18 protein-coding genes are annotated in these 21,097 nt (G+C 71.8%); 3 read left to right on the top strand and 15 right to left on the bottom strand.

Features of this window, described 5'->3' with window-relative positions:
• Positions 1-217 precede the first annotated feature (217 nt).
• Positions 218-1,159: a 2-hydroxyacid dehydrogenase gene (locus ACWGJ5_RS06505; RefSeq protein WP_453308650.1), complete on the bottom strand. Its 942-nt coding sequence runs from the start codon at positions 1,157-1,159 to the stop codon at positions 218-220.
• Positions 1,160-1,235: 76 nt separating this feature from the next.
• Between ACWGJ5_RS06505 and ACWGJ5_RS06500 the strand changes: the two genes are divergently transcribed.
• Positions 1,236-2,234, top strand: coding sequence for an aldo/keto reductase (locus tag ACWGJ5_RS06500; protein ID WP_453308649.1), 999 nt, complete (start codon positions 1,236-1,238; stop codon positions 2,232-2,234).
• A gap of 122 nt (positions 2,235-2,356) precedes the next feature.
• Positions 2,357-3,523: a PQQ-dependent sugar dehydrogenase gene (locus ACWGJ5_RS06495; RefSeq protein WP_453308728.1), complete on the top strand. Its 1,167-nt coding sequence runs from the start codon at positions 2,357-2,359 to the stop codon at positions 3,521-3,523.
• A 9-nt stretch (positions 3,524-3,532) separates the two neighbouring features.
• Here ACWGJ5_RS06495 and ACWGJ5_RS06490 read toward each other — a convergent pair whose 3' ends face one another.
• From ACWGJ5_RS06490 to ACWGJ5_RS06435, 12 genes are all read right to left on the bottom strand, one after another.
• A complete protein-coding gene (locus ACWGJ5_RS06490; RefSeq protein ID WP_453308648.1) occupies positions 3,533-3,715 on the bottom strand; it encodes a DUF6191 domain-containing protein in 183 nt (60 codons plus the stop codon).
• Between the two features lie 37 nt (positions 3,716-3,752).
• Positions 3,753-6,806, bottom strand: coding sequence for a helix-turn-helix transcriptional regulator (locus ACWGJ5_RS06485; protein WP_453308647.1), 3,054 nt, complete (start codon positions 6,804-6,806; stop codon positions 3,753-3,755).
• 203 nt (positions 6,807-7,009) lie between these two features.
• Positions 7,010-7,198, bottom strand: a complete 189-nt coding sequence (locus tag ACWGJ5_RS06480; protein ID WP_453308646.1) for a hypothetical protein — start codon at positions 7,196-7,198, stop codon at positions 7,010-7,012.
• Between the two features lie 197 nt (positions 7,199-7,395).
• Positions 7,396-7,968, bottom strand: a complete 573-nt coding sequence (locus ACWGJ5_RS06475; protein ID WP_453308645.1) for a hypothetical protein — start codon at positions 7,966-7,968, stop codon at positions 7,396-7,398.
• A gap of 52 nt (positions 7,969-8,020) precedes the next feature.
• The gene (locus ACWGJ5_RS06470) at positions 8,021-8,596 is read right to left on the bottom strand and encodes a GNAT family N-acetyltransferase (protein WP_453308644.1); all 576 of its coding nucleotides are present in this window, start codon (positions 8,594-8,596) and stop codon (positions 8,021-8,023) included.
• Complete coding sequence (locus tag ACWGJ5_RS06465; protein ID WP_453308643.1) at positions 8,574-10,805, bottom strand: MMPL family transporter; 2,232 nt, start codon at positions 10,803-10,805, stop codon at positions 8,574-8,576. The genes ACWGJ5_RS06470 and ACWGJ5_RS06465 overlap by 23 nt, the downstream gene beginning before the upstream one ends.
• Before the next feature lie 269 nt (positions 10,806-11,074).
• Complete coding sequence (gene gatB, locus ACWGJ5_RS06460; RefSeq protein WP_453308642.1) at positions 11,075-12,589, bottom strand: Asp-tRNA(Asn)/Glu-tRNA(Gln) amidotransferase subunit GatB; 1,515 nt, start codon at positions 12,587-12,589, stop codon at positions 11,075-11,077.
• 16 nt (positions 12,590-12,605) lie between these two features.
• Positions 12,606-12,845 carry a hypothetical protein gene (locus ACWGJ5_RS06455; protein ID WP_228625348.1) on the bottom strand — a complete coding sequence of 80 codons (240 nt, stop codon included), beginning with the start codon at positions 12,843-12,845 and terminating at the stop codon, positions 12,606-12,608.
• Positions 12,842-14,341 (bottom strand): Asp-tRNA(Asn)/Glu-tRNA(Gln) amidotransferase subunit GatA, encoded by a 1,500-nt coding sequence (gatA, locus tag ACWGJ5_RS06450; protein WP_453308641.1) that lies wholly within the window; start codon positions 14,339-14,341, stop codon positions 12,842-12,844. The genes ACWGJ5_RS06455 and gatA overlap by 4 nt, the downstream gene beginning before the upstream one ends.
• Before the next feature lie 5 nt (positions 14,342-14,346).
• The gene (gene gatC / locus ACWGJ5_RS06445) at positions 14,347-14,643 is read right to left on the bottom strand and encodes an Asp-tRNA(Asn)/Glu-tRNA(Gln) amidotransferase subunit GatC (RefSeq protein WP_004925108.1); all 297 of its coding nucleotides are present in this window, start codon (positions 14,641-14,643) and stop codon (positions 14,347-14,349) included.
• Between the two features lie 94 nt (positions 14,644-14,737).
• Entirely contained in the window at positions 14,738-15,232 is a 495-nt protein-coding gene (locus ACWGJ5_RS06440; RefSeq protein ID WP_453308640.1) for a cupin domain-containing protein, read from the bottom strand.
• A 22-nt stretch (positions 15,233-15,254) separates the two neighbouring features.
• Positions 15,255-15,626: a DUF4267 domain-containing protein gene (locus ACWGJ5_RS06435; protein ID WP_453308639.1), complete on the bottom strand. Its 372-nt coding sequence runs from the start codon at positions 15,624-15,626 to the stop codon at positions 15,255-15,257.
• An 89-nt stretch (positions 15,627-15,715) separates the two neighbouring features.
• On the opposite strand from ACWGJ5_RS06435, the gene ACWGJ5_RS06430 reads away from it, so the two are divergent.
• Entirely contained in the window at positions 15,716-16,294 is a 579-nt protein-coding gene (locus ACWGJ5_RS06430) for a TetR/AcrR family transcriptional regulator (RefSeq protein ID WP_453308638.1), read from the top strand.
• A 94-nt stretch (positions 16,295-16,388) separates the two neighbouring features.
• Here the strand turns inward: ACWGJ5_RS06430 and ACWGJ5_RS06425 are convergent, their stop codons facing one another.
• Both ACWGJ5_RS06425 and ligA read right to left on the bottom strand, forming a co-directional pair.
• Positions 16,389-18,635 carry a putative bifunctional diguanylate cyclase/phosphodiesterase gene (locus ACWGJ5_RS06425; RefSeq protein ID WP_453308637.1) on the bottom strand — a complete coding sequence of 749 codons (2,247 nt, stop codon included), beginning with the start codon at positions 18,633-18,635 and terminating at the stop codon, positions 16,389-16,391.
• Positions 18,636-18,897: 262 nt separating this feature from the next.
• Positions 18,898-21,090: an NAD-dependent DNA ligase LigA gene (gene ligA / locus ACWGJ5_RS06420; RefSeq protein ID WP_453308636.1), complete on the bottom strand. Its 2,193-nt coding sequence runs from the start codon at positions 21,088-21,090 to the stop codon at positions 18,898-18,900.
• Between the last annotated feature and the right edge of the window lie 7 nt (positions 21,091-21,097).

The following is a 21,097-nucleotide window of genomic DNA, read 5'->3' as shown; positions in this document are numbered from 1 at the left end:
GTCGGATCGTTCGTCCATAGGCCGTGCATCGCCCGTCGCCCCCCTCACAAATCTGAAATGTCCATCCCCGGCGCCGAACGGTAGGCGGCGCAGCCCCTGTCGGGACGATACACCAGGATCGTCACTCAGGGACATAGCTTCTCTACGCTCCGTGACGACCAGCGGCGATGCGAGTACGGGGCGCTTCCGGAGGGTTGCGCAGGGTGCCGGAACCGGATTACGCCCCTGTCGTCAGGACCACGTTCCGCAGGGGCTCGTGGTTCACAAAACGCGTCAGCTGGTCGGCGAGCAGGCTCTTGGCGCGCGGCAGGAAGGCGGAGGTGGGTCCGCCCACATGGGGGCTGATGAGCACGCCGGGGGCCTGCCAGAGCGGGTGTCCGGGCGGCAGCGGCTCGGGATCGGTGACGTCCAGGGCCGCGGTGATGCGGCCGCTCTCCAGCTCCGCGAGCAGCGCCTTGGTGTCCACGACGGGGCCACGGGCCACGTTCACGAGCAGCGCCCCGTCCTTCATCCGCGCCAGGAATTCGGCGTCTGCCAGGCCCCGCGTCTCCTGCGTCAAGGGTGTGGAAAGGATCACGACATCGGCGTGCGGAAGCAGAGAAGGCAATTCGGTGAGCGGATGCACCGGACCGCGCGCCGTGGTGCGCTCAGAGCGCGCGACGCGCGCCACCCGCGCGAGCTCAAACGGCGCGAGCCGGTCTTCGATGGCGGCGCCGATGGAGCCGTAGCCGACGATGAGGACGGACTTGTCGGCGAGGGCCGGCCGGAACCCGCCGAGCCACTGGCCGCGGTCCTGGGCCCGTACGAAGTCCGGGATGCCGCGCAGGGATGCGAGGACCAGGGTGAGCGTCAGCTCGGCGGTGCTCGCCTCGTGCACCCCGCGCGCGTTGCACAGCCGCACGCCCGGGCGCAGGTGGCGCAGGCCCGGCTGCACATGGTCGGTTCCGGCCGACAGCGTCTGTACGACCTCGACGGCAGTCATCTCCGGCAGCGGGCGCACACCGATCCCGGCGGGCTTCATGTAGGGCACGACGTAGAAGGAGCAGTCGGCCGGGTCGGCCGGGAACTCCTCTGCGCCGTCCCAGAACAGGTACCGGAGCCCCTCGGGAAGCCCCTCGATCTCCTCCGGCGCTATGGGAAGCCACACCTCAGCAGTCATGCCATGGAGGCTATGTCAGGCACGCGCGCGTGCAGAGGTTAGGTTGGGGTCCGGGCAGAGGGAGGTTCACGAGCAGGTGGAGCGCAGGACGATCGGCGCGGGGGCGCTCGCGGTGGGGGCCGTCGGACTCGGGTGCATGCCGATGAGCTGGGCGTACAGCGGGTCGCGGCAGCGGGGCGGCGAATCGCTCAGGACCGTGCACCGGGCGCTGGACCTGGGCTCGGCCCTCCTGGACACGGCGGACATGTACGGCCCGTTCACCAATGAGCTGCTGCTGGGCCGGGTGCTGAAGGAGCGGCGCGCGGAGGCCTTCGTGTCCACGAAGGTGGGGCTGCTGGTGGGCGAGCAGCACATCGTGGCCAACGGCCGCCCCGGGTATGTGAAGCGGGCCTGCGACGCCTCCCTGCGCCGCCTCCAGACGGACGTGATCGACCTCTACCAGCTGCACCGCGCCGACCCCGAGGTCCCCGTCGAGGAGACGTGGGGCGCGATGGCCGAACTGGTGCGGGCCGGCAAGGTGCGGGCACTGGGCCTGTGCGCGGTGGGTGCGCGCGGCGGCCGCCGCTCGGGGGCGGGACTGCACGACGGTACGGTGCGCCAGTTGCAGCGGGTGCAGCAGGTGTTCCCGGTGGCCGCGGTGGAGGCGGAGCTGTCGGTGTGGTCGCCGGAGGCGCTCCAGGCGCTGCTGCCGTGGTGCGAGGCGCGGGGCGTGGGGTTCCTCGCGGCGATGCCGCTGGGCAACGGCTTCCTGACCGGCACGCTGACCCCCGGCGAGGGTTTCGAACCGGACGACGTCCGGGCCCGCCATCCCCGTTTCACGGCCGAGATGATGGCCGCCAACCAGCCGATCGTCGCGGGCCTGCGCCGCATCGCGCGCCGCCACGGCGAGAACGTCACCCCGGCCCAGGTGGCCCTGGCCTGGGTCCTGGCGCAGGGCCGCCATGTGATCGCCGTTCCGGGCGCCAAGCAGGAGCGGTGGGCCGTGGAGAACGCGGCGGCGGGCGACCTGCGGCTGACCGGCGAGGACCTCGCGGAGGTGTCGCGGCTGCCGGCGGCTCGGGGATCGTGGGACTGAGCGCCGAGGAGCGCGGGACAGAGGGGTTCGCGGGATCGGTCGCGGTGGAGCGGGAACCCGGATGGGGCTCGGCGGTGTATGAGAGGTAGCACCTGCCGCTGGACGACCGCCTCGAAGGGACCCTGATCGTGCAACGACGAGCTGTGTCGGCCGTGTTGGCCGCGGCCGCCCTCCTGCTGACGGCCGGCTGCTCCTCCGACGGCGGAGGACCCCCTGGCGGCCTCGGCAGGACGGCCACGGGTACGGCACCGGGCGCGGCCCCCTCCGGCGACGCCACCGAGCCGGCACCGCCGGCCAAGGGCTCGGTGAAGGTGCTGCGCACCGTGGCCGAGGGCCTGCGGACGCCTTGGGGGCTGGCCCCGCTGCCCGGCGGCGGACTGCTGGTCTCCTCCCGCGACGACGGCACGATCATCCGGATCGACGACAGGACGGGCCGCAAGACCGTGCTGGGGACGGTCTCGGGAGTGTCCCCGGCCGGCGAGGGCGGTCTGCTGGGCATCGCCCTGTCCCCCGGCTTCGCCTCGGACCACATGGTCTACGCCTACTTCACCTCGGTCTCGGACAACCGCATCGTCCGCGTGCTGTACGACGAACGGAAGCCGCCCGGTGAGCAACTGGGCGCTCCGGACACGGTGTTCAAGGGCATTCCCAAGGGCCAGGTCCACAACGGCGGCCGGATCGCGTTCGGCCCGGACGGCATGCTGTACGCGGGCACCGGTGAGAGCGGGGAGCGGGGCCTGTCCCAGGACAGGAAGTCCCTGGGCGGCAAGATCCTGCGCCTGACCCCGGAGGGGGAACCCGCGCCGGGCAACCCGTTCCCCGGCTCCCCGGTGTATTCGTACGGCCACCGCAACGTCCAGGGCCTGGCCTGGGACGGCAGGCAGCGCCTGTTCGCCTCGGAGTTCGGCCAGGACACCTGGGACGAGCTGAACGCGATCAAGCCGGGCGCGAACTACGGCTGGCCGAACGCCGAGGGCAGGTCCTCCGACACCGCCTTCCAGAACCCGATAGCCCAGTGGCACACCGACGACGCCTCCCCCAGCGGCATCGCGTATGTGAAGGGCGTGATCTGGATGGCGGGCCTGAAGGGGCAGCGCCTGTGGCGCATCCCGCTCAAGGGCACGGAGGCCTCGGCGTCGCCGCAGGCCTTCCTCACCGGCACGTACGGCCGGCTGCGCACGGTGGTCGCGGCGGGCGGCGACAAGGTGTGGCTGGTGACGAGCAACACGGACGGCCGGGGCCGGCCGGGGAAGGGCGACGACCGGGTGCTGGAGGCGGAGGTGCGGTGAGGAGCGCCGTCACTCGTCGTCGGCCGGCGGTGGCTCGGGCAGGCGTATGACCGCCTTTCCGGAGGCCAGGTCTATCGGGCCCCGGCCCGGATCGCTGTCGCCGACGTCCTCGCGGGTCAGCTCCAGGCGGTTCTGTTCGTCCCGGGTGTGTTTGCGGCCGGGTGCGAACAGTTCCTCGAAGGCGTTGAACACGGCCCCTCCCCCGCTTTCTCCCCCTTGCGGCTTTTCTTCAGCGTAGGTCCCAGCCCGCCGTTCCGGCAGTGAGCGTCTGTGCCGGGAACAGTCCCAGCCGGTGCGCCAGCGCCGCCGCCTCGCCCCGGCCGGAGACGCCGAGCTTGCTGAGGATGTTGGAGACGTGGACGCTCGCGGTCTTCGGGGAGATGAACAGCTCCTCGGCGATCTGGCGGTTGGTGCGGCCGGCCGAGACCAGCCGCAGGACGTCCCGCTCCCGGCTGGTGAGGCCGAGGGCCGCGGCCGGGTCGGCGCAGGCGAGGGCCTGCCCGGGCGCGCGGGTCAGGGTGAGGCGGGCGCGCTGGGCGAGCCGGGCGACGGCGCCGGCGAGGGAGCGGGCGTCGAGGTGGGCGGCGACGGCGGCAGCCAGCCGGAGCAGTTCCACCGCGCGGTCGCGGTCGTCGTCGCCGCCGTCGGCCAGGAGTGCTCCGGCGAGGCGGTGGCGGACCCGGGCGAGTTCGTAGGGGCGGTCCAGGCACTCGAAGGCGGTGACGACCTGCGACCAGTCGTCGGCGGTGTCCTTGCCCTCCGCGCGGCGCAGCTCGGCGCGGGTCCACTGGTCGTAGGCCTGCCAGAGCGGGGCGCCGGTGGTGAGGCCGCGTGCGGCTTCACGCAGGCGGTCGAGGATCCCGGCGCGGCCCGGCTCGGCGGCGGGCAGGGTGCGGGCCTCGGCCTCCGCGGTGGCGGCCGCCCGCAGCAGCGGCCAGCCGTAGCGGTGGGTGCCGGGTGGGAATCCGTCGTCCAGGGCCCGGAGCAGTTCGGTGCGGGCGTCGGCGATGCGGCCCTCCTCGGCGGCGACACCGAGGGCGACCCGGGCCAGGGGCAGGGCGTGCTGGGGCATGGGGTCGTGGGTGCCGTAGTGGGCGCGGGCGTCGGCGAGCCGGCGGCTCGCCTCGGCGCGGTCGCCGCGGGCCAGGGCGAGGTGTGCCAGGCGCAGGGCGCCCTGGCCGCGGGGCTTGACGCTGTGGCCGACCCGGGTGGCGTGGGTGGCGGTCTCGGCGGCCTCCGCCCAGTCGCCGAGCGAGTAGAGCGCCTCGGACAGGTTGCCCCGTATCCAGGACTCGGAGTCCATCTGTCCGTGGGCGCGGGCGAAGGCGATGCCCTCGCGCAGGAGGGGGACGGCCTCCCGGTCACGGCCGATGCTCTGCAGCTCGGACGGCAGGTTCACATAGGCGCGGCCGGCGACATAGTGCACACCCTCCGCGAGGCTGTCCCGCAGCACCTGCCGCATCTCCGCCAGGCCCGTCTCGGTGTCGCCCGCGTCCACCTTGAGGCCGCCGAGGGTGAGGCGGGCGTGCAGTTCGATGTCGCGGGCGCCGACCATGCGCGCGTACTCCACGGCCCGCTCGGCGGCGGCGAAGGCCTCGCGTCCGGGCCGGTGCAGCATGGACCAGCCGGCGGCGAGGGCCAGCACCTCGGCGTGCACCTCGGAGGGCGGCAGGCCGCGCACCAGGTCCTGGGCGGTGGCCAGTTCCTGCCAGCCGTCGCCGCGGGCCAGGGCCTGGACGAGCCGGGAGCGCTGCACCCAGAACCAGGCGGCGCGCAGGGGGTCCGGCTCGTCCTCCAGCAGGCGCAGCGCCCGCTTGGTGATCTTCAGGGCGCGTTCGCGTTCCCCGCCGAAGCGGCCCGCGACCGCTGCCTCGGCCATCAGGTCGAGACAGCGCAGCGGTGCGGTGGCCGGGTCGCAGCCGCACGGAGGGTAGACCTCGGTGTAGTCGACCGGGCGCAGGGCGGAGCGCACCTCCTCCGGGACGCTGTCCCACAGCTCCATCGCCCGTTCCAGGAGCCCGAGTTGCTCGGTGTAGGCGTGCCGGCGGCGGGCCACGACGGAGGCGTCCAGGACGGCGGGCAGGGCCTTGGCGGCGTCGTGGGCGTGGTACCAGTAACTGGCCAGGCGCATCACGCGGGCGTCGGCGGGGACGAGCGTGGGGTCGGCCTCCAGGGCTTCGGCGTAGCGGCGGTTGAGCCGGGAGCGTTCGCCTGGCAGCAGGTCGTCGGCGACGGCCTCGCGGACCAGGGAGTGCCGGAAGCGGTAGCCGTCGCCGGCCGGGGTGACGGTGAGGATGTTGGCGCCGACGGCGGCCCGCAGCGCCTCGATCAGGTCGTCCTCGCCGAGCTGGGCGACGGCGGCGATCAGCCGGTACTCCACGGTGGAGCCGCCCTCGGCGACGACCCTGGCGACCCGCTGGGCGCTCTCGGGCAGCGCCTCGACCCGGACCAGGAGCAGGTCGCGCAGGGAGTCGGTGAGGCCGGTGCAGCAGCCGTCGCAGGCGGCGACGGCGAGTTCCTCGACGAAGAAGGCGTTGCCGTCGGAGCGTTCGAAGATCTCGTCGACCTGCGCGGGGGCGGGTTCGGCGGCGAGGATGCCGGCGATCTGGCGGCCCACCTCCTCGCGGGTGAAGCGGGCGAGTTCGACGCGGCGGACGGTGCGCAGCCGGTCGAGTTCGGCGAGCAGGGGGCGCAGCGGGTGGCGGCGGTGGATGTCGTCGGAGCGGTAGCTGGCGAGGACGAGGAGCTTGCCTGCGCGCAGGGTGCGGAAGAGGTAGGCGAGGAGGTGGCGGGTGGAGGCGTCGGCCCAGTGCAGGTCCTCCAGGACGAGCACGACCGGGTGTTCGGCGGCGACGCGTTCCAGCAGCCGGGCGGTGAGTTCGAACAGGCGGGCCATGCCCTGCTCGTCGTGGCGGCCGGCGCCGGCCTCGCCCAGGTCGGGCAGGAGGCGGGCCAGTTCCTCCTCCTGTCCCTGGGCGGCTGCGGCGAACTCCGCGGGCAGGGCGTCACGCAGGGCGCGCAGCGCGGTGGAGAAGGGCGCGAACGGCAGCCCGTCGGCGCCGATCTCCACACAGCCGCCCACGGCGACGACCGCGTGCCGGCCGGCGGCCGTGGCGAACTCCTCGACGAGGCGGGTCTTGCCGACCCCGGCCTCGCCGCCGAGCAGCAGCGCCTGGGGCTCGCCGGCGCGGGCGCGGGCGAGCGCGTCGTTCAAGGTGTCCAGCTCGTCGGCGCGGCCGACGAACACGGGACTGACGGACCTGGTCTCCACGGACCCGAGCATCGCATGGTGCCCGGACGGCAGGGCAGCGGTTTTCCACAGGCTCGGTGCGATTGTCGTATCGGTGGCCGGAAGGGTCGTAGAAACGGACGGAAGGGTCGTACGACTGGGGCGGACAGTCGTACGACCCCGGTCCGGGAGGTCCGGAAGGCGGCCGACCCCCGTACGGCCACCCTCCGTTCCGGCCCCGTCCGTCGGTGCGGTGGTCACGCGGTGCGCGGGATCCGGTGCCGGCGGGGCCGGTCGGTATGGGACTCGGCGACCGCGCCGTCCTGGCCGGCGGAGTCGCGGCGGGCGGCGCGGCGGGCCCGGGCGACCTCGCGGGCCAGGCGCGTCTGCTCGGCCTCGTGGATCAGCTGGGCGGAGCGCATCTTGTGGTACTCGATCTCGATCATGACGTGTCCTTCGAGGAGAGCCGGTGTCGTGCGTCGCTTTCTGCGATGCCTCCACCTTCCTCTCCCAGGGGGGTGCGCCACATCGGGAGAGTTCCGCATCTTCGGGCGGCGTACGGGCCGCACGCGCGCGTAAGGGGCCTCAGGGAGTCCCTAAGGTGCTTATGGACTCCCTAAGGCCCCCTGGGACCTGCGGGTTCTCAGCCGGCCGAGGGCAGCGCGAGCAACGCGTCGGAGTACTTCAGCACGGCCAGCAGCAGGCCGATGGCCCCGAGCGAGACGCCCGCCCAGGCGACCGACTTGATCCAGTGTGCCTGCGGACGGCCGGGAGCGCCGAAGGCGGGCCGGGCGAGCACGACCACGCCGGTGAGCAGCGCGGCCAGCGCGAACAGGCCGGCCCACAGGGCGGTGCTGTGCCAGGCGTTGCCGTAGACCGCCTTGATCTGGGTGGCGACGCTCGCGGTGGAGGAGGTCCGCAGCTGACCGACGAGCTGCTCGCGGGCGCCCGCGACGGTGCCGATCCAGCCGCCGCTGAGCGAGACGAGGCCCAGCGCGGCCGAGACGACGGCACCGGCGCCCTGACCGACTCCGGAGGGCACCTTCTCCTCTGCGGGTTCCTGCTCCCCGGCGGCCTCCTCGTCGACGGCGTCCGCCTGCCCGGGGCCATCCTCAAGAGCCTCCGCCTGCGCGGATTCCTCCTCAGTGGTGGCGGCCTCCACCGCCGTCTCCTCGTCGTTGCGCGCCTCGGCGCATTCCTCTGTCTTCGTAGCCATGCCCGGCACCGTACGGACGCTGTCTGAGAGGTCTCTTAATGATCGTCGATCATCAATGATCGTCGTGCGTGCTACGCGCGCGTGCCGCACGCCATTCGCGGGCGAGCACCGACCAGATCTCGGTGCTGGTGCGCACGCCCCGGTGCGGGTAGTTCTCGCGGAGCACGCCCTCGCGGGTCATGCCGAGCCGGCGGGCCACGTTGATGCTGGGCTCGTTGGCGGAGGAGACCTGCCACTCCACCCGGTGCATGCCGCGCTCCTCGAAGGCCCACTCCAGCAGCACCCGCATGCCCCGCGTGACCAGCCCGCGCCCGGCCGCCGCGGGCTCCAGCCAGCAGCCGGCCTCGCAGACCCCGCTCGGGGTGTCCCACACCCGGAACAGCAGGCCGCCCACCAGCTTGCCGTCCAGCCAGATGCCGTGCAGGCCGCCGGCGTCGGCGCCGCGCTTGTCGGCGTAGGCCTTCAGATAGGCGCGGGCGGAGTCCAGGTCGGTGACGACGTCCGGCAGCCCGATGTGCCGACCGATGAACTCCCGCCCCCGGTCGATGTCGGCGAGGAGTTCCTCGGCGTGCCAGACCTCCAGGGGCCGCAGCTCGGCGCCGTCGTCACCCAGGGATATCGCGTACATCGCGCTGCTCTTCCTTCCGCAGTTCCGCCACCGAGACCTTGCCGAGCCTCTCATGCGCGGCGCGGCACTCGGGCGGCTCGATGCTGACGCGGGGCAGGCGGCGCTCCAGCCAGGCGGGCAGCCACCAGTTGGCGGCGCCGAGCAGATGCATCAGCGCGGGCACGAGGAGGGTGCGCAGGACGAAGGCGTCCAGGGCGACGGCGGAGGCGAGGGCGATGCCGAACATGGCGATCACGCGGTCGCCGCTGAGCACGAAGGCGAGGAAGACCGAGATCATGATGACCGCTGCGGAGTTGATGACCCGGCTGGTCTCGGCCAGGCCCACGCGGACGGCGCGCCGGTTGTCGCCGGTCTCCAGCCACTCCTCGTACATCCGGCCGACCAGGAAGACCTGGTAGTCCATGGAGAGGCCGAAGAGGACGGACACCATGATCACCGGGAGGAAGGGCTCGATCGGGCCGGCCCGGCCGAGGCCGAGCAGTTCGCTGCCCCAGCCCCACTGGAAGACCACGACGACGACGCCGAAGGCGGCGGCCACGGCGGCGATGTTCATCACCGCGGCCTTCAGCGGGATCCCGAGCGAGCGGAACGCGACGAGCAGCAGAAGACAGCCGAGCCCGATGACCGCGCCGACGAACAGCGGCAGTTTGCCGATGATCACATCCGCGAAGTCGTCGTAGCCGGCGGTGACCCCGCCGACCTGGATGTCGAGGGAGGTGCCGGTTTCCGCGCGTGGCAGCACCTTCGTGCGCAGCCGGTTCACCAGGTCGCTGGTGTCCTGGGACTGCGGGGCGGAGTCGGGGACGACCGTGAGGTAGGCGGTGCCGCCGCCGGAGGCGTAGGTGGCCGGGGTGACGGAGGCGATGCCCCGGGTGGCGCGCAGGGTCGTGTCGAGGTTGTCCAGGGCGAGCTCGTCCGCGGCACCGTCTACGCGCGTCACCAGTGTGAGCGGCCCGTTGACGCCGGGTCCGAAGCCCTCGGCGAGCAGGTCGTAGGCCTTGCGAGTGGTGGAGGTGCGCGGGTCGTTGCCCTGGTCGGAGGTGCCGAGGTGGAGGGAGAGGGTCGGCAGGGCGAGCAGGGCGACGACGGCCAGGGCGAGCGAGCCGAGCAGCTTGGGGCGGCGTTCGACGAGCGCGGACCAGCGGGCGGCGAGACCGGTGGGCAGCTCGGGGCCCGGCCCGTGCTCGGCGAGCCGGCGGCGCTCGCGGCGGCTGAGGGCCCGGGGGCCGATGTACGACAGCAGGGCGGGCAGCAGCGTGACCGAGGCCGCGACGGTGAGCACGACCGTCAACGAGGCGGCGACGGCAACCCCGTTGAGGAAGCCCAGCCGCAGTATGAGCATCCCCAGCAGGGCTATGCACACCGTCGCACCCGCGAAGACGACGGCGCGTCCGGTGGTGGCCACGGCGTTCACGGCGGACTCGGTGACGCTCAGCCCGCGTTTCAGTCCGCGCCGGTACCGGGTGACGATGAACAGCGCGTAGTCGATGCCGACGCCGAGGCCGATGAGCATGCCGAGCATGGGCGCGAAGTCGGCGACGGTCATGGCGTGTCCGAGCAGCCCGATGCCGGAGTAGGCGGTGCCGACGCCGACCAGGGCGGTGGCGATGGGCAGGGCCGAGGCGGCGAGCGAGCCGAAGGCGAGGAACAGCACGACGGCCGCGACGAGCACGCCGACCATCTCGGCGGTGTGCTCGCGCGGGGACGCGGTGAGTCCGATGGCGCTGCCGCCCAGTTCCACCCGGAGTCCGTGGCCCTCGGCGGCCTTGGCGGTGCCGACCACGGCCTGCGCCTCGGCCTTGCCGATGTGCTCGGCCTCCTGCGCGAAGGTGACGGTGGCGTACGCCGTACGGCCGTCGGCGCTGATCCGGTGCGCGCCCTGGCGGCCGTACGGGCCGCTCACCGAGGCGACACCGGGCAGCGAGGCGATGCGGTCCAGGGTGCGGGTCATGGTCCGCTCGACGCCTGCGGCGCGGACGGTGCCGGTGGTGGTGTGCCAGACGACGGTGTCGCTGTCGCCGCCAAGGCCCGGGAAGCCGTCCTTGAGGAGCTGCGCGGCGCGGCCCGCCTCGGTGCCGGGGACGTCGTAGGAGTTCGAGTACGACGAACCCGCCACGGCGGCGGCCGTGGTGACCCCGCCGAAGGCGAGGAGCCACAGCAGCACGGCGATCAGCCGATGCCGGACGCACCAACGGGCGAGGTCTGCCACGGACGTGCTCCCAGGGACTATTTGTGGATCTTTGACCGGGAACAGTGGTCCATGAACTGAACAACCCGCAAAGAACGCATGAGCAATCGCAGGACACTCTTGCAGGCGAAAGTGATCGTTTGCCGTGATCATGGGCTTATTCACAGGAGTGCGAGGGACATCACAGGACACTCCGGCGAACTCTGTCGCCACATAAGGTCCTTGTAAGCGAGCGAGGGGCAGTACACCAGGTTCGGTGTACTGCCCCTCGGGTTGGTTCGCGGTGTCTCTCAGCCCTCGCTGACGCCCAGCTTCTGGAGGATCAGCTCCTTGACGCGGGCCGCGTCGGCCTGACCCCGGGTCGCCTTCATGACCGCGCCGACCAGGGCGCCGGCCGCGGCCACCTTGCCGCCGCGGATCTTGTCCGCGACGCCCGGGTTGCCGGCGATGGCCTCGTCGACGGCGGCGGTCAGCGCACCCTCGTCGGAGACGACCTTCAGACCGCGCTTGTCGACGACCTCGTCCGGGGTGCCCTCGCCCGCGAGGACGCCCTCGATGACCTGACGGGCCAGCTTGTCGTTCAGGTCACCCTTCGCCACGAGTTCGGTGACCCGGGCGACCTGCGCGGGCGTGATCGCCAGCTCGTCCAGCGCCTTGCCGGACTCGTTGGCGCTGCGCGCCAGTTCGCCCATCCACCACTTGCGGGCGGATGCGGCGTCGGCACCGGCGTCGATCGTGGCGACGATCGGGTCCAGCGCGCCGGCGTTGAGGATCGCCTGCATGTCGATGGCGGAGATGCCCCACTCGGCGAGCAGCCGGGTGCGGCGGACCAGCGGCAGCTCGGGCAGCGCCGCGCGGATCTCCTCGACCCACTCTCGGGACGGGGCGACCGGGACGAGATCGGGCTCCGGGAAGTACCGGTAGTCCTCGGCCTCCTCCTTCGTCCGGCCGGAAGTGGTGGAGCCGGTGTCCTCGTGGAAGTGGCGGGTCTCCTGGACGACCTTGCCGCCGTCGTTCAGCACCGCGGCGTGGCGCATGACCTCGAAGCGGACCGCGCGCTCCACCGAACGCAGCGAGTTGACGTTCTTGGTCTCGCTGCGGGTGCCGAACTTGTCCGCGCCCTTGGGCATCAGCGACAGGTTGACGTCGCAGCGCATCTGGCCCATCTCCATGCGGGCCTCGGACACAGCGAGGGCACGGATGAGCTCGCGCAGCTCACGGACGTACGCCTTCGCGACCTCGGGGGCACGCTCGCCGGCGCCGACGATCGGCTTGGTGACGATCTCGATCAGCGGGATGCCGGCGCGGTTGTAGTCCAGCAGCGAATGCTGCGCGCCGTGGATCCGGCCGGTCGCGCCGCCCACGTGGGTGGACTTGCCGGTGTCCTCCTCCATGTGGGCGCGCTCGATCTCCACGCGGAAGGTCTCGCCGTCCTCCAGCTGCACGTCGAGGTAGCCGTTGAAGGCGATCGGCTCGTCGTACTGGGAGGTCTGGAAGTTCTTCGGCATGTCCGGATAGAAGTAGTTCTTCCGGGCGAAGCGGCACCACTCGGCGATCTCGCAGTTCAGCGCGAGACCGATCCTGATCGCCGACTCGACGCCGGTCGCGTTGACGACCGGGAGCGCGCCGGGCAGGCCGAGGCAGACGGGGCAGGTCTGGGTGTTCGGGTCGGCGCCGAGCGCCGTCGAACAGCCGCAGAACATCTTGGTCTTGGTGCCGAGTTCGACATGGACCTCGAGGCCCATGACGGGGTCGTACGACGCCAGCGCGTCCTCGTACGACACCAGGTCGGTCGTGGTGGTCACGGTGAAAACTTCCCTCTCAGCCCAGCAGGACGTCGTCGTCGCCCAGCCGCTTCAGCTCGCGGTAGAGGATCGCGAGGCCGGTCACGATGGCCACGGCGGAGACCGTGGCGTCGACCAGCCGCAGCGTGTCGTGCTCGGCGCGGGCCTTCTTGATCTGCTTGGCGACACCGAACGCGCCGAACGCGGTGGTGGCCATCGACAGGTACGTACCGGACTTGGACTTCTTGAAGTCCTTGGCCTTGGACAGCTTGCTCACAGCGACGGAGCCTCCTCCAGCAGCGGGTGACCCCACTTTTCCACGAAGGCGGCCTCGACGGCGGCGCCCACCTTGTACAGGCGGTCGTCCTTCATCGCGGGGGCGATGATCTGCAGGCCCACCGGGAGGTTGTCCTCCGGGGCGAGGCCGCAGGGCAGGGACATGGCCGCATTGCCCGCCAGGTTGGTCGGGATGGTGCACAGGTCCGCGAGGTACATCGCCATCGGGTCGTCGGCGCGCTCGCCGATCGCGAATGCGGTGGTCGGGGTCGTCGGCGAGACGATGACGTCGACCTGCTCGAAGGCCTTCTCGAAGTCCCGCGTGATGAGCGTGCGGACCTTCTGCGCGGAGCCGTAGTAGGCGTCGTAGTAGCCGCTCGACAGGGCGTACGTGCCGAGCATGATGCGGCGCTTGACCTCCGGGCCGAAGCCGGCCTCGCGGGTGAGGGAGGTGACCTCCTCGGCCGAGTGGCTGCCGTCGTCGCCGGTCCGCAGGCCGTAGCGCAGGCCGTCGAAGCGGGCGAGGTTGGAGGAGCACTCGGACGGCGCGATCAGGTAGTACGCCGACAGCGCGAGGTCGAAGGACGGGCAGTCCAGCTCGACGATCTCGGCGCCCAGCTCCTTCAGCAGCTCGACCGACTCGTCGAAGCGCTGGATGACGCCGGCCTGGTAGCCCTCGCCGCGGAACTGCTTGACCACGCCGACGCGCATGCCCTGCACGGAGCCGTTCTTCGCGGCCTCGACGACCGGCGGGACCGGGGCGTCGATGGAGGTGGAGTCCATCGGGTCGTGCCCGGCGATGACCTCGTGCAGCAGGGCGGCGTCCAGGACCGTACGGGCGCAGGGGCCGCCCTGGTCGAGGGACGAGGAGAAGGCGACCATGCCGAAGCGGGACACCGCGCCGTACGTCGGCTTCACGCCGACCGTGCCCGTGACGGCGGCCGGCTGGCGGATGGAGCCGCCGGTGTCGGTGCCGATGGCGAGCGGCGCCTGGAAGGAGGCGAGGGCGGCGGAGGAACCGCCGCCGGAGCCGCCGGGGATCTTGGTGAGGTCCCACGGGTTGCCGGTCGGGCCGTAGGCGCTGTTCTCGGTCGAGGACCCCATGGCGAACTCGTCCATGTTGGTCTTGCCGAGGATGATCACGTCGGCGGCCTTCAGCCGCTTGGTGAGCGTCGCGTCGTACGGCGGGATCCAGCCCTCGAGGATCTTCGAGCCGACGGTCGTGGGCACGCCCTCGGTGGTGAAGATGTCCTTGAGCGCGAGCGGGACGCCGGCCAGCGGTCCGAGCTTCTCGCCGCGGGCCCGCTTCTCGTCCACGGCACGGGCCTGGGCGAGGGCGCCCTCGCGGTCGATGTGCAGGAAGGCGTGCACCTTCTCGTCGACGGCCTCGATCCGGGCGAGGTGGGCCTCGGTGACCTCGACGGCCGTGAGCTCGCCGGAAGCGATCTTCCCGGCGATCTGCGCGGCGGTGAGCTTGATGATGTTGTTGTCCGTCATGGTGGTCACTCCTCCCCCAGGATCTGCGGCACCTTGAAACGCTGCTGCTCCTGGGCGGGGGCGCCGGAGAGCGCCTGCTCGGGGGTGAGCGAGGGACGGACCTCGTCCGGCCGCATGACGTTCGTCAGCGGGAGCGGGTGCGAGGTCGGCGGTACGTCTTGGTCGGCGACCTCGCTGACGCGGGCGACCGCGCCGATGATGTCGTCCAGCTGTCCCGCGAAGTGGTCGAGTTCTTCGGGCTTCAGCTCCAGACGCGCCAGCCGGGCGAGGTGGGCGACCTCCTCGCGCGTGATGCCAGGCATGCAGCGATCCTCTGGGGTGAGTGTGTGTGGTTTGGGGCCAATCCTATGGGGCGGGGCCGGGTGGCCGTGAAACGGTTTCCCGGCCCCCCGCTCGTCACCCCCGGCGGCCCTCCCAGACCTCGCTCCTCAGGAAGTGGTTGTCGTACCGGTCCTGCACCTCGAGGATGCTCTCCGGGGTGGCCTCGCCGACACGGATGCGCTGCAGGTGGCGGAAGTACTCGAAGCGCTCGATGCCCGGGGTGAAGACGATGAGGATGTCCGCCGTGGTCTCCGGTACGGCGGCGAAGGCGTGCGGCTTCTCCGGCGGGACGATGACGAGGTCGCCGCGCTCCGCGGTCACGATGTCGTCACCGGAGAGGATCTCGGCACACCCGTCGAGCAGGTAGAACATCTCCGCCCCGCTGTGGTGGAGGTGGGGTCGCGCACCATCGGCGCCCTCGGCCAGGGTGACGCGCACGGTGGACAGCGCCCCTCCGGTCGCACTCTTGTCGGCCAGCAGCCGGACGCCGACGGGTGCACCCCCGACCACCTCGGCCTCGGCGCCGCGCACGATCACGGAATCGTCGAACTCGGGCACGAACAGCGACATGATGCGTTCCCTCGTGTTGTGGTCAGACCGCGAAGAGCAGTCCGGCGCTGATCAGTACAACGATCGCGGTGGCGAAGTGGATCCCGAACGCGACCGCCTTCGTCCCGCCGTGTCGCAGGACTATCAGGGTGTCGACGAGCGGGACGAGTGCCACGCAGACCATGAACCACGCCTCGGCACGGGCCCCGGCCGCGGCCAGCAGGACCAGGCCCAGCAGCCCGAAGGCGCCGTCCCTGAGGCCCTTGATCGACAGGTAGGCGCCGGCGTCGCCACGGGGGTCGGCTGCGACGCCGTAGCCGGCGGCGGCCGGGCCGGGCTGGAACCAGAACCGGTAGCCGAGGAACACGCAGAACAGGTCGAGCAGGACAGCCAGGGTGTACGCGGTGACGGTCATGACCCCTCCGGTTTTTCTAGCAGCGCTAGTGACAAGAGCCAAGCTAGCAGAGCGTCGACAGTTTGGCTAGCGCTGCTAGAATTGCGATCATGACGATCCAGAAACGCCGGAAGCGCGAACGAGCGGAGCGGGAGCAGCTGATCGTGACGGCCGCGCGGGAGCTGGCCGAGACGGAGGGCTGGGACGCGGTGACCACACGCCGGCTGGCCGCCGAGATCGAGTACAGCCAGCCGGTCCTCTACAGCCACTTCAAGGGCAAGGACGCGATCATGGCGGCGGTCGCGGTGCAGGGCTGCGCGGACCTGGCGACGGAGCTACGGCGGGCGCGGACGGCGGCGCCGGGCACGCGGGAGGCGCTGATGGCGGTGGCGGAGACGTACACATCCTTCGCGCGGCGCCGGCCCGCCCTCTACGACGCGATGTTCACCCACCTGGTGGACCTGCCGTTCGCGACGGAGGACGCTCCGGCGCCCCTGCGGGAGGCGTTCGGTGAGCTGCTGGTCGTCGTGCAGCCGATCACGGCCGAGGGAGAGGACCCCGGCCTGCTGACGGAGACGTTCTGGGCGGGGCTGCACGGGTTGGCGACACTGACGAGGAGCGGGCGGCTGCCGGAGGAGGCGCACGAGCGCCGGCTGGCACTGCTGATCGCCCACTTCACGGGAGCCTGAGCGTCCGAAGGGACGCGGGGCCGTGTCGAGGATGCGGCTCGGCCGCGTGGGCGCGACCAGCCATGACGCGCCCGCCGATGAGCGGGTGGGATGACTACTCGGCGGCCGGCAGAGCCGCCCGCGGCCTCTGCCACCCACGGGACCCGCGCGCACGCAACCACGCCGTGGTCTCCTCGGGCGGCATCGCCGCGGCAACGAGCCACCCCTGAACGGCGTCGCAGCCAAGGTCCCGCAGCCGCTCCCACGTCTCGTCGTCCTCGACCCCCTCGGCGACGACGAGCAGCCCCAGGGAATGCGCGAGATCGACCGTGCACCGCACGATCTCCGCGTCCTCGGTGTCAACGGCCAGCCGCGCCACGAACGACCGGTCGATCTTCAGTTCGCTCACCGGCAGCCGCCGCAGATGCACCAGGGACGAATACCCGGTGCCGAAGTCGTCCAGCGACATCTTCACGCCGTGCCCGGTCAGACCCGCGAGGGTGTCCGCGGCCCGCTGCGGGTCCTCCAGCAGCACGTGCTCGGTGATCTCCAGCTGCAAGGCCCCCGCAGGGACCCCGTGCCGGGCCAGCCGCGCGGCGACCGAGCCCGCGAAACCGGGCGTGTGGACGTCGCGCGGGGAGACGTTGACCGCGACCGGGACCCGCAGCCCCTGCGCGCGCCACTTGGCGACCTGCCCGAGCGCGGTCTCCAGGACGTACTCGGTCAGATGGGGCATCAGCCCGGAGGACTCGGCGATCGCTATGAACTCGTCCGGCGGGACCTTCCCGCGCTCGGGGTGCACCCAGCGCACCAGCGCCTCAAGGCCGGCGACCTGACCGTCGAAGCGGACCTTGGGCTGGTAGTGCAGCTGGACCTCGTGCGCGTCGAGCGCCCGGCGCAGATCGCCCAGCAGGCCGAGCCGGTCGGGGGTGTTGGAGTCGCGCTTGGACTCGTAGACCTCGACGCCCGTACGGTCCCTTTTCGCCTGGTACATCGCCACATCGGCGCGCCGCAGCAGCCCTTCGGCGTCCAGGGCGTGGTCGGGGAAGACGGCGACGCCGGCGCTGGCCTCCAGGACGAGGGTGAGCCCGTCGAGGTCCAGCGGGGAGCTGAGCGCGGCGACGAGGCCGCGGGCGACGCGGGTGGCCGAGGTCGTGGAGTCGGCGACGGGCAGTAACACCGCGAACTCGTCGCCGCCGAGCCGCGCGGCCTCCGCCCCGCGCGGCAGGGCGAGCCGCAGCCGGTCGGCGATCTGGAGCAGCAGCCGGTCACCGGCGAGATGACCAAGGGTGTCGTTCACCGACCGGAAACGGTCGAGGTCGATCAGCATGAGGGCGGAACGGGCGCCGATGCGTTCGGCGTCGTCGAGGGCCGTCCAGATCCGCTCCAGCAGCCACTGCCGGTTGGGCAGTCCGGTCAGCGGGTCGCGCAGCTGCTCCTCGGCACGCGCGCGTGCCATCCACAGGGTGGAGTCGAGGGCGATGAGCGGGATGGCGAACAGCGGGAGCAGGATCGGCTCCGCGTCGGCGACGACGCACAGCAGCGGCGCGATGCCGAGCAGCGCGACGGCGAGCAGACCCTGTCTCACCAGGGCGGTACGGGCCACGGTGGGCACCTTGCCGCTGCGCGGGGCCTGCAGGTACCACTGCAGGCCGCGGCTGACCGCGAGGTAGGCGACGGCGGCGAGGACCACTTCGGGTGCGGCGGCGAAGCTCCAGCTGTCGGGTCGCCAGGGCGTCTCGACACTCGGGACGCGGCCGAACGCGCCGAGCACCAGCGCGCCGGCGCCGATGCCGAGGAGGTCCATCGCGCCGTGCAGCACGCCCTGCCGCCCGCGGTGGCGCCGGGCGATGCCGACCAGGACCACGACGGTGAGGCTGACCATTCCGGCCGGCACCCAGCCGTAGAGCAGCAGGACCGCGAGGGTCAGCGCGGCGCCGGAGCCGGTGCCGCCCCACCAGCGGGCGCGGCCCAGCATGACGAGGTGGCCGACGATGGCACCGGTGAGCAGGGCCAGCGACCAGCCGACGGTGCCGCTCGGGAAGAGGGCGTGATGGCCGGCGAAGGCGCGGTAGAAACCGGCGCCGAGGACGAGCGCGGCGGCGGCCACGACGGCCGTGGGCAGGGTGGGCCGGGTGAGGTGCCGTTCGGGGTCGGTGCCGGCGCCGGTCAGGCCGGGGACGGACTCGATGACCACGGGTATGGGCGGGCGCGCGTCGGCGGCGGCGCCCGGTCCGGCCGCGCGTGCCCGGCCGCGCGTGCGGCCGTGGCCCCGCCCCGTCCATCGGGTCACCCGCCAGGTGCACGTGCGCCGGCGCAGTCGCAGCCGTGAGTCCGGGGCGACGCTCTCGGTCGGTTCCATTCCCGTCCCTCTCACAGCCGGCGGTGCCCACGCCACGCGGCCCGATGTCCGACAGCCATCAGCAGCTCCGCGTTGAAGAAACCTTCCTCGCACGCCGGGAGCGCACGGGGATGCCCCAACCGCAGCTGGGCACGGCAGGTGCACATCTCAACAGTAGGCCGCAGAAGGCTTCCACGGGCACCGGTCGTCGACGGTTGCCCGAAAGCGCCCGGGCCACCCGTATGCAACTGATATGCACCGATCGGGTGGCCTTCAACCGCTACTACTCGGTCGTAAGCGCGACTTCGGCCGCCGCTTCGGGACCCTGCTCCAAGAGGACACCGAAACCGTCCTCGTTCAGGACCGGAACCTTCAATTGCATGGCCTTGTCGTGCTTCGATCCCGGGTTGTCACCCACAACGACGAACGAGGTCTTCTTCGAAACAGATCCGGTCACCTTCGCGCCCCGGCTCTGCAGTGCCTCCTTCGCGCCGTCGCGGGTGAAGTTCTCCAGCGTGCCGGTGACGACGACCGTGAGCCCCTCCAGCGGGCGCGGGCCCTCGTCCTCGCCGGTCGAGGCGTCCTCCAGCGGGACTCCGGCCGTCTTCCACTTGCGGACGATCTCGCGGTGCCAGTCCTCGGCGAACCACTCCTTGAGCGCGGCGGCGATGATCGGGCCGACGCCGTCGGTGGTGGCGAGCTCTTCCTCGGTGGCCTGTTCGATGCGGTCGACGGAGCGGAACTCGCGGGCGAGGGCCTGCGCGGCGACCGGTCCGACATGCCGGATGGACAGCCCGTTCAGGAAGCGCGCGAGCGGGCGGGACTTGGCCGCCTCGATGTTCTCCAGCAGCGCGAGGGTGTTCTTCTTCGGCTCGCCCTTCTGGTTGGCGAAGACCGTGACGACCTTCTCCTCGCCCGTCTTGGGGTCCCGCTTGGGCAGACCGCTGTCGGGGTCGAGGACATAGGCCTTGATGGGCAGCAGCTTCTCCACCGTCAGGTCGAACAGGTCGCCCTCGTCCACCAGTGGCGGGTCGGCCGGTTCCAGCGGGCGGGTGAGCGCGGCGGCGGCCACCCCGCCGAAGTGCTCGATGTCCAGGCACTCGCGGCCGGCGAGATAGGAGACACGCTCGCGCAACTGGGCCGGGCAGGTACGGGCGTTGGGGCAGCGGAGGTCGATGTCGCCCTCCTTCATGGGCCTGAGCGGGGTGCCGCACTCGGGGCACTCGCCCGGCATCACGAACTCCCGCTCGGTGCCGTCCCTGAGGTCGACCACCGGGCCGAGGATCTCCGGGATGACGTCACCGGCCTTGCGGATGACGACCGTGTCGCCGATGAGGACGCCCTTGGCCTTGACGACCTCCTGGTTGTGCAGGGTGGCGAACTCGACCTCGCTGCCCGCGACCGTGACCGGCTCGACCTGGGCGTACGGCGTGACCCGGCCGGTGCGGCCGACGCCCACCTTGATGTCGACGAGCTTGGTGTTGACCTCTTCCGGCGCGTACTTGTACGCGATCGCCCAGCGCGGGGCACGCGCGGTGGAGCCGAGGCGGCCCTGGAGGCGGATCTCGTCCAGCTTGACGACGACACCGTCGATCTCGTGCTCCACGGAGTGGCGGTTCTCGCCGTAGTGGGCGATGAACTCGCGTACGCCGTCGAGGTCGTCGACCACGCGGTTGTGCCGGGAAGTGGGCAGGCCCCAGGTCTTCAGCAGGTCGTAGGCCTGGGAGAGACGGGTCATGCCCGTGAAGCCCTCCAGGGCGCCGATGCCGTGGACGACCATGTGCAGCGGGCGGGTCGCGGTGACCCGCGGGTCCTTCTGGCGCAGTGAACCGGCGGCGGCGTTGCGGGGGTTGGCGAACGGCTTGTCACCGGCGGCGACCAGGCGTTCGTTCAGTTCGAGGAACTTCTCCATCGGGAAGTAGACCTCGCCGCGGATCTCCACCAGGTCGGGCACCTCGTCGCCCTTGAGGCGGTCCGGGATCTCCGCGATCGTACGGACGTTGGGGGTGATGTCCTCGCCGGTGCGGCCGTCGCCGCGGGTGGCCGCGCGGGTGAGCCGGCCGTTCTCGTAGGTGAGGTTGACCGCGAGGCCGTCCACCTTCAGCTCGCACAGGAAGTGGTAGTCCTGGTCGCCGAGTTCGCGCGCGATGCGCTCGGCCCAGGCGGCCAGCTCCTCGTCGTTGAAGGTGTTGTCGAGGGACAGCATCCGCTGGCTGTGCTCGACCGCGGTGAACTCCGTCGCGTACGACCCCGCGACCTTCTGGGTCGGCGAGTCCGGGGTGCGCAGCTCCGGATACTGCTCCTCCAGGGCCTCCAGAGTCTTCAGGAGCTTGTCGAACTCGGCGTCGCTGATGACCGGAGCGTCCTTCACGTAGTACCGGAAGCGGTGCTCCTCGATCTGCTCAGCGAGCTGCGCGTGCTTGTCACGTGCCTCGGCGGGCACTGCCGTCTCCGCCTGCTGCTTGTCGCCGGCCACCGTGTTG

This window comes from Streptomyces sp. NPDC054783 (genome assembly GCF_053611725.1).
This window is presented reverse-complemented; position numbering and strand designations above follow the sequence as displayed.

Excerpts from the sequence above, each read along its gene's own strand:
- ACWGJ5_RS06505 (WP_453308650.1), bottom strand. The coding sequence starts at position 1,159 with ATGACTGCTGAGGTGTGGCTTCCCATAGCGCCGGAGGAGATCGAGGGG.
- ACWGJ5_RS06485 (WP_453308647.1), bottom strand. The coding sequence starts at position 6,806 with ATGCTCGGGTCCGTGGAGACCAGGTCCGTCAGTCCCGTGTTCGTCGGC.
- ACWGJ5_RS06480 (WP_453308646.1), bottom strand. The coding sequence starts at position 7,198 with ATGATCGAGATCGAGTACCACAAGATGCGCTCCGCCCAGCTGATCCAC.
- ACWGJ5_RS06475 (WP_453308645.1), bottom strand. The coding sequence starts at position 7,968 with ATGGCTACGAAGACAGAGGAATGCGCCGAGGCGCGCAACGACGAGGAG.
- ACWGJ5_RS06470 (WP_453308644.1), bottom strand. The coding sequence starts at position 8,596 with ATGTACGCGATATCCCTGGGTGACGACGGCGCCGAGCTGCGGCCCCTG.
- gatA (WP_453308641.1), bottom strand. The coding sequence starts at position 14,341 with ATGACGGACAACAACATCATCAAGCTCACCGCCGCGCAGATCGCCGGG.
- gatC (WP_004925108.1), bottom strand. The coding sequence starts at position 14,643 with ATGCCTGGCATCACGCGCGAGGAGGTCGCCCACCTCGCCCGGCTGGCG.
- ACWGJ5_RS06440 (WP_453308640.1), bottom strand. The coding sequence starts at position 15,232 with ATGTCGCTGTTCGTGCCCGAGTTCGACGATTCCGTGATCGTGCGCGGC.
- ACWGJ5_RS06435 (WP_453308639.1), bottom strand. The coding sequence starts at position 15,626 with ATGACCGTCACCGCGTACACCCTGGCTGTCCTGCTCGACCTGTTCTGC.
- ACWGJ5_RS06430 (WP_453308638.1), top strand. The coding sequence starts at position 15,716 with ATGACGATCCAGAAACGCCGGAAGCGCGAACGAGCGGAGCGGGAGCAG.
- ACWGJ5_RS06425 (WP_453308637.1), bottom strand. The coding sequence starts at position 18,635 with ATGGAACCGACCGAGAGCGTCGCCCCGGACTCACGGCTGCGACTGCGC.